General features: G+C 69.6%; 16 protein-coding genes. 12 read left to right on the top strand and 4 right to left on the bottom strand.

Annotated features, from left to right (window positions below; translation table 11 throughout):
- Positions 1 to 7: 7 nt before the first annotated feature.
- The gene (locus ACWCRB_RS20050) at positions 8 to 823 is read left to right on the top strand and encodes an inositol monophosphatase family protein (RefSeq protein WP_450997320.1); all 816 of its coding nucleotides are present in this window, start codon (positions 8 to 10) and stop codon (positions 821 to 823) included.
- A gap of 283 nt (positions 824 to 1106) precedes the next feature.
- Here ACWCRB_RS20050 and ACWCRB_RS20045 read toward each other — a convergent pair whose 3' ends face one another.
- On the bottom strand, positions 1107 to 1280 hold the full coding sequence (locus tag ACWCRB_RS20045) for a hypothetical protein (RefSeq protein WP_167467697.1): 174 nt from the start codon (positions 1278 to 1280) through the stop codon (positions 1107 to 1109).
- Positions 1281 to 1714: 434 nt separating this feature from the next.
- Between ACWCRB_RS20045 and ACWCRB_RS20040 the strand changes: the two genes are divergently transcribed.
- The 4 genes from ACWCRB_RS20040 to ACWCRB_RS20025 all read left to right on the top strand — a co-directional run bounded on the left by ACWCRB_RS20040 (position 1715) and on the right by ACWCRB_RS20025 (position 5248).
- Complete coding sequence (locus ACWCRB_RS20040) at positions 1715 to 2368, top strand: response regulator transcription factor (RefSeq protein WP_006380516.1); 654 nt, start codon at positions 1715 to 1717, stop codon at positions 2366 to 2368.
- Positions 2369 to 2375: 7 nt separating this feature from the next.
- Entirely contained in the window at positions 2376 to 3620 is a 1245-nt protein-coding gene (locus tag ACWCRB_RS20035; RefSeq protein ID WP_450997319.1) for a sensor histidine kinase, read from the top strand.
- Between the two features lie 394 nt (positions 3621 to 4014).
- Positions 4015 to 4311 (top strand): DUF4193 domain-containing protein, encoded by a 297-nt coding sequence (locus tag ACWCRB_RS20030; protein WP_235474357.1) that lies wholly within the window; start codon positions 4015 to 4017, stop codon positions 4309 to 4311.
- Between the two features lie 13 nt (positions 4312 to 4324).
- Positions 4325 to 5248 (top strand): hypothetical protein, encoded by a 924-nt coding sequence (locus ACWCRB_RS20025; RefSeq protein WP_450997318.1) that lies wholly within the window; start codon positions 4325 to 4327, stop codon positions 5246 to 5248.
- An 84-nt stretch (positions 5249 to 5332) separates the two neighbouring features.
- On the opposite strand, the gene ACWCRB_RS20020 is transcribed toward ACWCRB_RS20025, so the two are convergent.
- On the bottom strand, positions 5333 to 5809 hold the full coding sequence (locus tag ACWCRB_RS20020) for a DUF3093 domain-containing protein (protein WP_450997317.1): 477 nt from the start codon (positions 5807 to 5809) through the stop codon (positions 5333 to 5335).
- 58 nt (positions 5810 to 5867) lie between these two features.
- Between ACWCRB_RS20020 and ACWCRB_RS20015 the strand changes: the two genes are divergently transcribed.
- The 7 genes from ACWCRB_RS20015 (at position 5868) to ACWCRB_RS19985 (ending at position 12439) form a co-directional block, all read left to right on the top strand.
- Positions 5868 to 6452, top strand: coding sequence for a PaaI family thioesterase (locus ACWCRB_RS20015; protein ID WP_450997316.1), 585 nt, complete (start codon positions 5868 to 5870; stop codon positions 6450 to 6452).
- A gap of 11 nt (positions 6453 to 6463) precedes the next feature.
- Positions 6464 to 7015, top strand: a complete 552-nt coding sequence (dut, locus tag ACWCRB_RS20010) for a dUTP diphosphatase (protein ID WP_235479855.1) — start codon at positions 6464 to 6466, stop codon at positions 7013 to 7015.
- 1 nt (position 7016) lies between these two features.
- On the top strand, positions 7017 to 7784 hold the full coding sequence (locus tag ACWCRB_RS20005) for a DUF3710 domain-containing protein (RefSeq protein WP_235474353.1): 768 nt from the start codon (positions 7017 to 7019) through the stop codon (positions 7782 to 7784).
- Positions 7785 to 7999: 215 nt separating this feature from the next.
- Positions 8000 to 10591, top strand: coding sequence for an ATP-binding protein (locus ACWCRB_RS20000; protein WP_450997315.1), 2592 nt, complete (start codon positions 8000 to 8002; stop codon positions 10589 to 10591).
- On the top strand, positions 10588 to 11271 hold the full coding sequence (locus ACWCRB_RS19995; protein ID WP_450997314.1) for a response regulator: 684 nt from the start codon (positions 10588 to 10590) through the stop codon (positions 11269 to 11271). Before ACWCRB_RS20000 ends, ACWCRB_RS19995 begins: the two co-directional genes overlap by 4 nt.
- Positions 11272 to 11317: 46 nt before the next feature.
- Positions 11318 to 11716, top strand: a complete 399-nt coding sequence (locus ACWCRB_RS19990) for an OB-fold nucleic acid binding domain-containing protein (protein ID WP_369029372.1) — start codon at positions 11318 to 11320, stop codon at positions 11714 to 11716.
- 3 nt (positions 11717 to 11719) lie between these two features.
- The gene (locus tag ACWCRB_RS19985; RefSeq protein WP_450997313.1) at positions 11720 to 12439 is read left to right on the top strand and encodes a DUF3159 domain-containing protein; all 720 of its coding nucleotides are present in this window, start codon (positions 11720 to 11722) and stop codon (positions 12437 to 12439) included.
- Between the two features lie 165 nt (positions 12440 to 12604).
- Here the strand turns inward: ACWCRB_RS19985 and ACWCRB_RS19980 are convergent, their stop codons facing one another.
- Both ACWCRB_RS19980 and ACWCRB_RS19975 read right to left on the bottom strand, forming a co-directional pair.
- Entirely contained in the window at positions 12605 to 13270 is a 666-nt protein-coding gene (locus tag ACWCRB_RS19980) for a potassium channel family protein (RefSeq protein ID WP_235474348.1), read from the bottom strand.
- Positions 13270 to 13941, bottom strand: coding sequence for a potassium channel family protein (locus ACWCRB_RS19975; protein ID WP_366874654.1), 672 nt, complete (start codon positions 13939 to 13941; stop codon positions 13270 to 13272). Before ACWCRB_RS19975 ends, ACWCRB_RS19980 begins: the two co-directional genes overlap by 1 nt.
- Positions 13942 to 14215: the final 274 nt, after the last annotated feature.

Here is a 14215-nt window from a genome sequence, read left to right as displayed (position 1 = left end):
GAACCCAGTGACCGACCCCCTGCTGCCCGAACTGCTCCGGCTCGCCCAGGAGGCCGCCCGCCGCGCGGGAGAGCTGCTGCGGGACGGCAGGCCGGCCGACCTCGCGGTCGCCGCCACCAAGTCCAGCCCCATCGATGTCGTCACGGAGATGGACATCGCGGCGGAGAAGCTGATCACCGACGTGATCTCCGACCACCGCCCGGACGACGGCTTCCTCGGCGAGGAGGGCGCCTCCAGCGAGGGCAGCAGCGGCATCCGCTGGGTCATCGACCCGCTCGACGGCACGGTCAACTACCTGTACGGACTGCCCACTTGGTCCGTCTCCATCGCGGCCGAGCGGGACGGCGAGCGGATCGTCGGCGTGGTCGCGGCGCCGATGCGCGGCGAGACGTTCCACGCGGTGCTCGGCGGGGGAGCCTGGGCCACCGGAGCCTGGGAGGGCGAGCGCCGGCTCACCGTCCGCCCGGCCCCGCCCCTGGACCAGGCCCTGGTGTCGACGGGCTTCAACTACGTCGCCGAGGTCAAGGCCCACCAGGCCGAGGTGGCGAGGCAGCTGATCCCGCTGCTGCGCGACATCCGGCGCGGCGGTTCGGCGGCGGTGGACCTCTGCGATCTGGCGGCGGGCCGCCTGGACGGCTACTACGAGCGCGGCCTCAACGCCTGGGACGTGGCGGCGGGCGACCTGATCGCCCGGGAGGCGGGCGCCCTGACCGGTGGACGCCCCGGAGAACGCCCGTCACGCGATCTGACGGTCGCGGGCACCCCAGGCGTTTTCGAACCCCTCCAGCACCACCTGGAGACCTTCGGCGCCTGGCACGACTGACCCTCCTTTTTTGGCTCTTTCGCCTCCGGGGCGCTACAGCCGGTGTCGAGAGCCCGACCGTGCTCGACCCTTCGGGCCTCCGCGCGCTCGAACTCTCGACACCGGCGCGCCCCTGCGGCTCTCTCGCGGCCGGTGGCCTGGGGACAGTGGCACTTGGTGGGCTCATGCCGTGGCTCGGTGGTGGCGAGAGCCAAGAAGGGAGGCAGGGGCCGGACACAGCAGAACCCCGGCGCTGGATTCGCCGGGGTTCCGCTGTTGTGCCGCGTGGTGCGTACGCACCACGTCAGACGCTCGTCGCGCCGACCTCCACACCGTGTTCGGCGGCGAGGCGGCGCAGGTCGTCGAGTTCGGCCTGTTCCACCTCAACGAGGAAGTCGTCGCCCTCGTCGCGAGCCCGCGTGAGGTCGGTCTCGGTCGCCCTTATGCGCTGCAGAAGTCCTGCGGTGAATGCGTCCATGCTGCGCCCCCTCGTCCTGGGTCGTGGGTCGATGGCACGGGGGTGTGCCGTTCGGAAGGGGCGATCACGTCTCCAACTGGGTGCCCAGCGCTGCCCTGCCGGGCGGCGACGGTGCCGGACACCCACGCCCGCTCTGCGGAAAGCGGTCCGTTGTGCCACTAGGTGTCATGGCACACGCAGAGCGTGATCGCGGGGTGTAAAGCCGTCCTCCCCCCGCTCCGTTCCGGGGAAACCCCAACCCGCCAAAAATTCTTCCCTCCGCCGTCGGCGGAAGCGGCCAGGGGCGGCCGGGAAGGTGTCCTGCGGTGATCGTCCTGAGCCCTCTTACAACCGGTTTACGGGCGAAAGCGGCAGGATGGAGGCCTGACCACACGAAAAGATTCCGCCAACGTGCCGACCGGGCCCGCGGGCGACCCCGAGGAAGGACAAACGACGTGCGCGTACTCGTCGTCGAGGACGAGCAACTGCTCGCCGATGCGGTGGCCACCGGACTGCGCCGGGAGGCCATGGCCGTCGACGTCGTGTACGACGGTGCGGCGGCCCTGGAGCGCATCGGCGTCAACGACTACGACGTGGTCGTCCTCGACCGTGACCTCCCGCTGGTGCACGGCGACGACGTCTGCCGCAAGATCGTCGAACTCGGCATGCCCACACGCGTGTTGATGCTCACGGCTTCCGGAGACGTCAGCGACCGGGTCGAGGGACTGGAGATCGGCGCGGACGACTACCTCCCCAAGCCCTTCGCCTTCAGCGAGCTGACGGCACGCGTGCGTGCCCTCGGCCGGCGTACGAGCCTGCCGCTGCCGCCCGTCCTGGAGCGCGCCGGGATCAAGCTCGACCCGAACCGCCGCGAGGTCTTCCGCGACGGCAAGGAGGTCCAGCTCGCGCCGAAGGAGTTCGCCGTCCTGGAGGTGCTGCTGCGCAGCGAGGGCGCGGTCGTCTCCGCCGAGCAGCTCCTGGAGAAGGCCTGGGACGAGAACACCGACCCGTTCACCAACGTCGTACGCGTGACCGTGATGACCCTGCGGCGCAAGCTGGGCGAGCCTCCCGTGATCGTCACCGTGCCGGGCTCCGGTTACCGGATCTGAGGATTCGATGGCCACGACACCCGCTCCCCCGAAGGCGCCACCGAAGCCCACCTGGGACCCGAGGAAGCCCCAGCAGCTGCCGCTGCCATGGCTCCGCCCGACCATCCGCATACGCCTGACGCTGCTCTACGGCGGCATGTTCCTGATCGCCGGCATCCTGCTGCTGTCGATCATCTATCTGCTGGCCGCCCAGGCCATCCGTGAGGGCAGCAACCAGTCGTTCCAGATCGAGGGCACCGTCACCCGGATCACCAGTGACACCTGCCCGGTGCTGGACAGCGCGACCACCGACAACCAGCGCAACGCCGCGCTCAAGGCGTGCAGTGACACCCTGCGCCAGCACGCCCTGGACAGCCTGCTCAGCCGCTCGCTGCTCACGCTGCTGGGTCTCGCCGTGATCGCCTTCGCGTTCGGCTACGCCATGGCCGGCCGGGTCCTGACCCCGCTCGGCCGGATCACCCGTACCGCCCGCGCGGTGGCCGGCTCGGACCTGTCCCGCCGGATCGAGCTGGACGGTCCCGACGACGAGCTGAAGGAGCTGGCGGACACCCTGGACGACATGCTGGAGCGCCTCCAGCGGGCGTTCACGGCCCAGCAGAGGTTCGTCGGCAACGCGTCGCACGAGCTGAGAACGCCGCTGGCGATCAACCGCACGCTCCTTGAGGTGCACCTGTCCGATCCGGCGGCGCCACCGGAACTCCAGCAGCTCGGCAAGACGCTGCTGGCGACCAACGAGCGCAGTGAGCAGCTCGTCGAGGGGCTGCTGCTGCTGGCCCGCAGCGACAACCAGATCGTCGAGCGGAAACCGGTCGACCTGGCCGAGGTCGCCTCGCAGGCCGTCGACCAGACGCATGCCGAGGCCGAGGCCAAGGGGGTCGAGTTTCGCGGACAGCGCGATCCCGTGGTCGTCCAGGGCAACGGCGTACTGCTGGAGCGGATCGCGCTGAACCTCGTACAGAACGCGGTGCGGTACAACGTGCCGGAGGACGGCTGGGTCGAGGTGAACACCGTGGTCCAGCACGGGCAGGCGGTGCTGGTCGTCTCGAACACGGGTCCTGTGGTCCCGGCGTACGAGGTGGACAACCTCTTCGAGCCCTTCAGGCGGCTGCGTACGGAGCGAACGGGCAGTGACAAGGGTGTGGGCCTCGGACTGTCGATCGCGCGCTCTGTGGCGCGCGCTCACGGCGGCCATATCTCGGCCACGCCGCGTGAGGGGGGTGGTCTCGTGATGCGAGTCGCCCTTCCTATCTGAGATCATGTCGCCGACACGCGAGGATGTTCGCTTTGCGCGGAATTTCCGGGGCACCTTCCCGGCGGCCTCGTGTGTGATCGATCACAGGCGCGAATTTCCGGCCATCTACTGTCCGTGATCATGCGACCTGCCGTAAGGCCCGGATAATCCGGGTTTTCGGGGGTCTTGATCACGGGAAGTACACGGTGGGGCGCCTTTGAAGTGCGGTATTCGGACCGTGTACGGTCCGCATCGCCATCCATGCCGATCTCACTTGAGGGGGTCGGTTGGGTGTCGATTGAGTAACAGACCTTGATGTGAGGCAAAATCTCCGCCTCAGGTCGGGCACAAGTCCGGCCTCTCACGCGTTACCTGCGCTGAGACACCGCAGACACCCAGAGGGGGAGAGCGCGACATGGCAACGGATTACGACACCCCACGCAAGACCGACGACGACGTCGACTCGGACAGCCTTGAAGAACTGAAGGCCAGGAGGAACGACAAGTCGACTTCCGCCGTGGACGTCGACGAGTTCGAGGCAGCAGAAGGCCTCGAACTGCCCGGAGCGGACCTCTCGAACGAAGAGTTGGCCGTCCGGGTGCTGCCCAAGCAGCAGGACGAGTTCACTTGCATGACCTGCTTCCTGGTGCACCACCGCAGCCAGCTGGCCCGCGAGAAGAACGGTCAGCCGATCTGCCGCGACTGCGACTGAGGGCGGGTCGGCCGTGACTGGCTCGACCCCTCCTTGGAAGCGCCGCTTCCCTTCGCGGGGAGCGGACCAGGGGCCGCAGAACGGCCCTCACGGTGCTCGTGACGACGAGCGAGGCTCATCCGGTACAGGATCGGCCTCGCTCGAACCGGCCGACAGGCCGGCCGACCACGGGGATGACCTCCCGGTGCCGGCCGAGCCTTCCGTCCCCGTCGCCGGGCGACGGACGGCCGCGATCCGGCAGAAGGCCAGTGAAGGCGTCCGCAAGGGCGGCAGCCGGGCGAAGGCGAGCCTGGCGTACCTCACCGACCGGATCATCGAGAACGCCCCGCGTATCCCCGTACGCGACCTCGCCACCCTCCGCAGACAGTTCCCGGGCCTCGGGCCCGAGGAGATCGCGGACAAACTCGTCGCGGGCGCCGCGAGCGCGACGGCGACCGTGGGCGCGGGCATCGGGGCCGCGGCCATGCTGCCGGTGCCACCGGCCATGCCGACCGAGCTGGCCGCCGAGATCACCGGTGTGGCCGCGATCGAGCTGAAGATGATCGCCGAGCTGCACGAGGTCTACGGCGTACGGCCACCGGGCAATCTGAAGCAGCGCAGTACCGCGTACCTGAACTCGTGGTCGGGCGAGCGCGGCATCGACGTGACCAAGCCGGCGACGTTCAACTCGGCCCTCGGGGGCCAGATGAAGCGCGAACTCCGCCAGCAGATCATGAAGCGGATGGTCCGGGACCTGCCCAACCTGATCCCGTTCATGGTGGGCGCGGCCGTCGGCGCGGTCATGAACCGGCGCGACACCAGAAAGCTCGCAGGCCACGTCCGCAAGGACCTGCGCAGGTTCCAGGTCCCCTGGGACCAGCTCCCCGAACTGCCCCCGCTGCCGCCGCCCACCGACGCACTGGACATCGCGAACGAGCCGAAGGAACTCGGGAAGTAGCGGCCCACAGGGCCTCGGGCACCCCGGGTACGGAAGCGGCGGGCAAGTCTTTGCCCGCCGTCGAAGGAGAATTTGCCGATCGGTTCAGCCGGCGTCGCGCGCGACGGCCGCCCGCGCCGATTCCAGCGCCGCCACCAGCTGCTCGGGCTCCCGCGTCGACAGATACAGGTACGGGGTGGGGTCCGCGGGGTCCGTGACCTGGACGCGCAGCGCCGTGGGGATGTAGGAGCGCAGGAGCATGAAGGCGCGGGTGTCGGCCTTGTACGTGCGCCAGGCGCGGGCCTCCTCCGCGTCCAGGATCTCCGTCTCGCCCAGGGCCGCCACCGGGATCTTCGCCTCGCCCGCGATCAACGCGTCGCCCACGATCCGGATGCGGATCGAGCCGTACGAACTCGCCGCCACCGCGGCCGCCGCCGTACCGCCCACCAGGCCGCCGAGCAGGGGCAGCGTGCCGAACGGGAGCAGGATCAGGGCGAAGGAGACGCCGACCAGGAAGGAGATCAGCCACCAGGAGCGGGGGGCCGTGAGGCGTTCTTCGTACGGGGAGGCCGAAAGCTGCATGGAGCCAAGCTTGGCATGGTGTCGGTCGACGGCCGACTCGCGGGTAAGGTCTGCGGCTGTGAGTGGTACATCCGCAGCTCTGAAGCCCCCCGCCGACGCCGTGGCGCCCGTGCGGCACCCCGATGCGCCCGCGCCCGGACAGCTGCTCGGTGCCCACTACGAACACTGTTTCGGATGTGGCAGCGAACAGGCCCATGGCCTGCACCTCGCCGCGCGGGCAGGCGACGGGGTCACCGTCACAGCCGAGTTCACCGTGCGGGAGGCCCACCAGGGCGCCCCCGGTCTCGCCCACGGCGGCGTGCTCGCCAGCGCGCTGGACGAGACGCTCGGCTCGCTGAACTGGCTGCTGCGCACCATCGCGGTGACCGGAAAGCTGGAGACCGAGTTCGTCCGGCCCGTGCCCGTCGGCACCCTGCTGCATCTGGAGGCCGAGGTCACCGCAGTGGCCCGGCGGAAGATCTACTCGACCGCCACCGGACGCATCGGCGGCCCCGACGGGCCCGTCGCGGTGCGCGCCGAGGCCCTCTTCATCGAGGTCAAGGTCGAGCACTTCATCGACAACGGCCGCCCGGAGGAGATCCAGGCGGCCATGAGCGACCCGGACCAGGTCCGGCGCGCCCGCGCATTCGAGGTGAACCCGTGAGCCCCGCACCCATGGGCCGTGAGCCCCTGGACGTCCTCATCCGCCGCGTCGACCCGGACGTACCGCTTCCGTCGTACGCACAGCCCGGCGACGCCGGCGCCGATCTGCGGACGACGCGGGAGTGCGAACTGAAGCCGGGCGAACGGGCCGTTCTGCCCACCGGGGTGTCCATCGCACTCCCGGACGGGTACGCGGCCTTCGTGCACCCCCGTTCGGGGCTCGCCGCCCGCTGCGGTGTCGCTCTGGTGAATGCCCCAGGGACGGTTGATGCCGGGTACCGTGGGGAGATCAAGGTGATCGTGGTGAATCTCGACCCGCACGAACCCGTGCGATTCGAGCGCTTCGACAGGATTGCCCAACTGGTCGTCCAGCAGGTCGAGAAGGTCCGCTTCCGGGAGGTCGCGGAACTTCCCGGCTCGGCGCGGGCCGAGGGGGGCTTCGGGTCCACCGGAGGTCACGCCTCGGTGGGCGGTGCGAGCGGTCACAGCGGTCAGGCCGCAGTGGGCGGCACAACGGGTGGGAATCGATACGCTTCGGTCGTATCCGACCGGGAAGGACAGTGACGTGTTCGGACGTCGCAAGAAGAAGGGTGCCGCCGAGGACGCGGCCGGCGAGGCCGAGCAGGTCGTCGACAGCGGCACTGAGGCGGACGAGGAAGCCGCAGGCGGACGTGGACGCGTCCGGCTGGAGCCGGAGCCGCGTCCCGACGGGCCCTGGGACGACACCGAGGTCCGCGAGCCCGGCGAGGGCCGGGTGGACCTGGGCGGACTGTTCGTGCCCGGAGTCGACGGCATGGAACTTCGGGTCGAGGTCGCGGGCGACGCGATCGTCGCGGCGACCGTCGTGCTGCGCGACAGCGCCGTACAGCTCCAGGCCTTCGCCGCGCCCAAGCGCGAGGGCATCTGGGGCGAGGTGCGCGAGGAGATCGCCTCCGGCATCACCCAGCAGGGTGGCATCGTCGACGAGGTCGAGGGGCCGCTGGGCTGGGAGCTGCGCGCGCAGGTTCCGGTGCAACTGCCGGACGGCACGGGCGGTTTCCAGGTCGTGCGGTTCGTCGGTGTGGACGGTCCGCGGTGGTTCCTGCGGGGTGTCATCTCCGGGCAGGGCGCGGTGCAGCCGCAGGCGGCCGGGCTGCTGGAGCAGATCTTCCGGGACACGGTCGTCGTCCGTGGCGAGGGGCCGATGGCGCCTCGCGACCCGATCGTGCTGAAGCTGCCGAACGACGCGCAGATGGTGCCTGAGGGTGTTCAGCAGGAGGAGCAGGCCGGGTCCCGCTTCTCCGGTGGCATGGGTCAGCTGCAGCGTGGGCCGGAGATTACTGAGGTTCGCTAGGTCGGTTGTTTGCTGCCGGCCCGGTGGGGGCTGGTCGCGCAGTTCCCCGCGCCCCTGTTTCGGGCTTCGCCCCGAAACAGGGGCGCGGCTTGTTTGTGGGCGCGTCAGGGTTGCGTCAAAGGCGTACTTCGGTCTGCTTCTCGTCCCATTTGTCGACATTGTTGGACGTAGGGTCGACGCTGCGTACACAGCGGGCGCGGGAAGACAATGAGGCCATGGGACGCGGCAAGCTTCGGATCTATCTCGGTGCGGCACCGGGCGTCGGCAAGACGTACGCGATGCTCTCCGAGGCGCACCGCCGTGTCGAGCGGGGAACGGACTGCGTGGTGGCCTTCGTGGAGCACCACAGCCGGCCGCGTACGGAGGTCATGCTCCACGGGCTGGAGCAGATCCCGCGCAAGGAGTTGGACTACCGCGGATCCGTGTTCACCGAGATGGACGTGGATGCCGTGCTCGCCCGCCGGCCGCAGGTCGCCCTGGTGGACGAACTGCCGCACACCAATATCCCGGGCTCGCGCAACACCAAGCGCTGGCAGGACGTCGAGGAGCTGCTGGCCGCCGGTATCGACGTGATATCGACTGTCAACATTCAACATCTTGAGTCGTTGGGTGATGTGGTTGAGTCGATCACTGGTGTACGTCAACAGGAGACCGTTCCCGACGAAGTGGTCCGGCGTGCGGATCAGATCGAGTTGGTCGACATGTCCCCGCAGGCGCTGCGTCGGCGGATGGCCCACGGCAACATCTACAAGTCCGACAAGGTCGACGCGGCACTCTCCAACTACTTCCGCCCGGGGAACCTGACCGCGCTGCGGGAGCTGGCGCTGCTGTGGGTGGCCGACCGGGTCGACGAGTACCTGACCGAGTACCGCAGTGAGCACCAGGTCTCCAGGATCTGGGGTTCGCGGGAACGGATCGTGGTCGGACTGACCGGCGGACCCGAGGGCCGTACGTTGATCCGGCGGGCCGCGCGGCTCGCGGAGAAGGGCGCCGGCGGCGAGGTCATGGCCGTCTACATCGCGCGCAGCGACGGCCTGACCAACGCCTCCCCGAAGGAGCTGACCGTCCAGCGGACCCTGGTCGAGGATCTTGGCGGAACCTTTCACCATGTGGTCGGGGACGACGTCCCGGTGGCGCTGCTGGACTTCGCGCGAGGCGTGAACGCCACCCAGATCGTGCTGGGCGTCTCCCGGCGCAAGACCTGGCAGTACGTCTTCGGGCCCGGGGTCGGCGCGACCGTGGCCCGGGAGTCGGGGCCCGACCTCGACGTCCACCTGATCACCCATGACGAGGCGGGCAAGGGGCGCGGGCTGCCCGTGGCCCGGGGGGCCCGGCTCGGGCGGGCGCGGATCATCTGGGGCTGGGTGGTCGGCGTGGCCGGTCCGCTGGGCCTCGCGCTGCTGCTGAACGCCGTCGATCTCGGCCTCGCCAACGACATGCTGCTGTTCCTGGCGCTCACGGTGGCGGCGGCCCTGCTCGGCGGCCTCTACCCGGCGCTCGCCTCGGCGGCCTTCGGCTCCATGCTGCTGAACTACTACTACACGCCGCCGTACCACCGGCTGACCATCGCCGACCCGAAGAACATCGTCGCCCTCGTGATCTTCTTCGGGGTCGCCGTGGCCGTGGCGTCGGTGGTGGATCTGGCGGCCCGGCGTACGCATCAGGCGGCCCGGCTGCGGGCCGAGTCGGAGATCCTCTCCTTCCTCGCGGGCAGCGTCCTGCGCGGCGAGACCAGCCTGGAGGCGCTCCTCGAACGGGTCCGGGAGACCTTCGGGATGGAGTCCGTGGCGCTGCTGGAGCGGGCGGGCGATGTCGATCCCTGGACCTGCGCGGGCAGCGTCGGCACCCGGAAGGCCGTGGAACGGCCGGAGGACGCGGACGTGGACATGCCGGTCGGCGACCACATGGCGCTCGCGCTGTCCGGCCGGGTACTGCCCGCCGCCGACCGGCGCGTGCTGGCCGCGTTCGCCGCCCAGGCGGCCGTGGTCCTCGACCGCCGGCGCCTCCAGTCCCAGGCCGACCAGGCCCGTACCCTCGCCGAGGGCAACCGGATCCGCACGGCGCTGCTCGCCGCCGTCAGCCATGACCTCCGTACGCCACTGGCCGGGATCAAGGCGGCGGTCACGTCGCTGCGGTCGGACGACGTGGAGTGGTCCGAGGAGGACCGGGCCGAACTGCTGGCCGGCATTGAGGACGGCGCCGACCGGCTCGACCACCTGGTGGGCAACCTGCTGGACATGTCCCGGCTCCAGACCGGTACCGTCACCCCGCTGATCAGGGAGATCGACCTCGACGAGGTGGTGCCGATGGCGCTGGGGGGCGTACCCGAGGACAGCGTCGAGCTGGACATTCCCGAGACGCTGCCCATGGTCGCCGTCGACCCCGGGCTGCTGGAGCGGTCGGTGGCCAACCTGGTCGAGAACGCCGTCAAGTACAGCCCGGACGGGGAGACGGTGCTGGTGGCCGCCAGTGCCATCGCCGACCGGGTGGAGGTGCGGGTGGTGGACCGCGGGCCGGGCGTGCCGGACGAGGCGAAGGACCGCATCTTCGAGCCCTTCCAGCGGTACGGTGACGCTCCGCGCGGGGCCGGGGTCGGACTGGGCCTGGCGGTGGCCCGGGGGTTCGCCGAGGCGATGGGCGGCACACTCCAGGCCGAGGACACGCCTGGGGGCGGGCTGAGCATGGTGCTCACGGTGCGGGCTGCAGGGGTGGGTGTCGGCGCGGGTGGTGAGTCTCTGCGGCGTGGTGGAGTGACGGGGGCCGTGGCAGTGGGAACAGAAGTGCAGGCGGAAAGGCAGGTTTCATGACCCGGGTGCTGGTGGTCGACGACGAGCCGCAGATCGTGCGCGCGCTCGTGATCAACCTCAAGGCACGCAAGTACGAGGTCGACGCGGCCCACGACGGTGCCACCGCCCTCGAACTGGCCGCCGCCCGCCATCCCGACGTGGTGGTGCTCGACCTGGGGCTGCCTGACATGGACGGCGTCGAGGTGATCAAGGGGCTCCGAGGATGGACCCGGGTGCCCATCCTGGTGCTGTCGGCCCGGCACACGTCCGACGAGAAGGTCGAGGCGCTCGACGCGGGCGCCGACGACTACGTCACCAAGCCCTTCGGCATGGACGAACTGCTGGCCCGGCTGCGGGCCGCCGTCCGCCGGGCCGAGCCCACCGGGAGCGCAGAGGACGACGTCATGGTGGAGACCGACGAGTTCACCGTCGACCTCGCCGCGAAGAAGGTCCACCGCGGCGGGCGCGACGTACGGCTGACCCCCACGGAGTGGCATCTGCTGGAGGTGCTCGTGCGCAACACGGGCCGGCTGGTCAGCCAGAAGCAGCTGCTCCAGGAGGTGTGGGGGCCGTCGTACGGGACGGAGACCAACTATCTGCGCGTGTACATGGCGCAGCTGCGGCGCAAGCTGGAGACGGATCCCTCGCATCCGAAGCACTTCATCACGGAGCCGGGGATGGGGTATCGGTTCGAGCGGTAGGTCACGGGGGTACGTCGGTGTCAGTGGGCGCCGGTACGCTTCAGGTATGAGTGCTGTTCCTCGTTCCGAGAAGCCGACGGGCCGGTTTCGGCGCATGCTCGACCGGCTCTCCTCGTCGCAGGAGGACCTGGAGTCCGAGGAGCTGCGCGAGGACACCGAGACCGCGGGCTGTACGCGTATCGGTGACTGCCACGACCGACAGATAGTGACGGTTACTGGTACCTTGCGCACGGTCACGCTACGGCCGAGGGCGGGGGTTCCGGCCCTGGAGGCCGAGCTGTTCGACGGCTCGGCCGCGCTGGACGTGGTGTGGCTCGGCAGACGCTCCATCGTCGGGATAGAGCCGGGACGCAAGCTGATCGCGTCGGGCCGGATCTCGATGAGCCGGGGCCGCCGTGTGCTGTTCAATCCGAAATACGAACTGAGACCCCTCGGACGGGAGTAGCCGGTGACGTCGCTCGACAAGCCGACCGAAGACGCCCAGCACGATTCCAGGGCGGTGACCGAGGCCGCGCTCTTCGAGGCGTTCGGCGGTCTGCGGGGCATGATCGAGACGGTCCTGCCGGGGCTGCTCTTCGTCACGATCTACACGATCAAGAAGGACCTGCACGCGTCGGCCATCGCGGCCCTCGCCGTCTCGGTGCTGATGGTCGTGGTGCGCCTCGTCATGAAGGACACCGTCAAGCACGCCTTCAGCGGGGTGTTCGGGGTCGCCTTCGGTGTCGTCTTCGCGATGATGACGGGCAATGCGAAGGACTTCTATCTGCCCGGCATGCTCTACACGCTGGGGCTGGCGCTGGCGTACATCATCACGACGCTGGCCGGTGTGCCGCTGCTCGGGCTGATCCTCGGGCCGGTGTTCAAGGAGAACCTCTCCTGGCGTACGCGTAACCCGGGGCGCAAGAAGGCCTATGCGAAGGCCAGTTGGGCCTGGGGGCTGATTCTGCTCGCCAAGTGCGCGATTCTCTTCCCGCTGTACTGGTGGGCGGACACGGCGTCGCTCGGGTGGGTGCTGGTGGCGTTGAAGATTCCGCCGTTCCTGTTGGCCGTGTGGCTCACGTGGGTGTTCCTGGCGAAGGCGCCCGCGCCTATTGATGTGTTCGCTGAGATGGAGGCGGAGGAGCGGGCGGAGGAGGAGCGGCGGAAGGCCGCGGCTTCTTCTGAGTAGGGGTGTGGGGTTGGCGTGGACTGTTTTCGCCCCCGCCGCCCCTACCCGTCCCATCCCCAGGGGCTCCGCCCCTTCGACCCCGCCAGGGGGCTCTGCCCCCTGGACCCCCTTCGGCCTGAACGGCCTCGTCCTCAAACGCCGGACGGGCTGAAATGAATACCCCCGTCAGTCCTTCCGGACCGACAGCAGGTCCTCCAACTGCTCCTCCCTTGCCTGGGCGGCTACGAACAGGAGTTCGTCTCCCGCTTCCAGGGAGTCCTCGCGGGACGGGGTCAGGACTCGGGTGCCGCGGATGATCGTCACCAGGGACGTGTCCTCCGGCCACTCCACGTCGCCGACCTGGGTGCCGGCCAGGGCCGACTCCGGGGGGAGGGTCAGTTCGACCAGGTTGGCGTCGCCGTGGCTGAAGCGGAGGAGGCGGACCAGGTCGCCCACGCTCACCGCTTCCTCGACCAGGGCCGACATCAGCCGGGGGGTGGAGACCGCCACGTCGACGCCCCAGGCCTCGTTGAACAGCCACTCGTTCTTGGGGTTGTTGACGCGGGCGACGACGCGCGGGACGCCGTACTCCGTCTTCGCCAGCAGGGAGACGACCAGGTTCACCTTGTCGTCGCCCGTCGCGGCGATCACCACGTTGCAGCGCTGCAGCGCGGCCTCGTCCAGCGAGGTGATCTCGCAGGCGTCGGCCAGCAGCCACTCCGCCTGGGGGACCCGTTCGACCGAGATGGCCGTCGGGGCCTTGTCGATCAGCAGGATCTCGTGGCCGTTCTCCAGCAGCTCGCCCGCGATCGAGCGGCCGACGGCACCGGCACCGGCAATGGCGACCCTCATCAGTGACCGGCCTCCTCTTCGGGGCCTTCGGCGAAGGACGCCTCGACCTTCTCGACGTCGTCCGTACGCATCATCACGTGCACCAGGTCGCCCTCCTGCAGCACCGTCTGCGAGGAGGGCAGGACCGCCTCGCCCAGGCGGGTGAGGAAGGCGACACGCACGCCGGTCTCGTCCTGCATCTTGCTGATCTTGTGGCCCACCCAGGCCGACGACGCGTGCACCTCGGCGAGCTGGACACCGCCGGTGGGATCGCGCCACAGCGGCTCCGCACCGGACGGCAGCAGCCTGCGCAGCATCTGGTCGGCCGTCCAGCGGACGGTGGCGACGGTCGGGATGCCGAGGCGCTGGTAGACCTCGGCACGGCGGGGGTCGTAGATACGGGCCGCGACGTTCTCGATGCCGAACATCTCGCGGGCCACCCGGGCGGCGATGATGTTCGAGTTGTCACCGCTGGAGACGGCGGCGAAAGCGCCTGCCTCCTCGATGCCCGCCTCGCGCAGGGTGTCCTGGTCGAAGCCGACCCCGGTGACGCGCCGGCCGCCGAACCCGGAGCCCAGTCGTCGGAAGGCGGTGGGGTCCTGATCGATCACGGCGACCGTGTGCCCCTGTTGCTCCAGGGTCTGGGCGAGAGCGGAACCCACTCTGCCGCAGCCCATGATGACGATGTGCACGACCGTCCTTCCGATCCGATGTCAAGGCCTGCCGTAGTCGACTTGGCTTGAACAGGGTCTCAGACCCCCGCCCAAGCTACACACGCACGGTCGCTGGAGGGCACCCCCTTACCTGCGGCTGATGCTGCGGACACTGGCCAGGGTGAGCAGGGCGAGGACGACGAGTGCGGCGCCGGCGCCGATCAGCTCCGCGGCGAGATGGGGCATGGGGGCTCCCGGAAGGCATGGAGAGGGCTGGGGGGGCTAGCAGGTAAAGGGGTAAAAGGTGCATAAG

The sequence above is a fragment of the Streptomyces sp. NPDC002156 genome, assembly GCF_053593675.1.
This window is presented reverse-complemented; position numbering and strand designations above follow the sequence as displayed.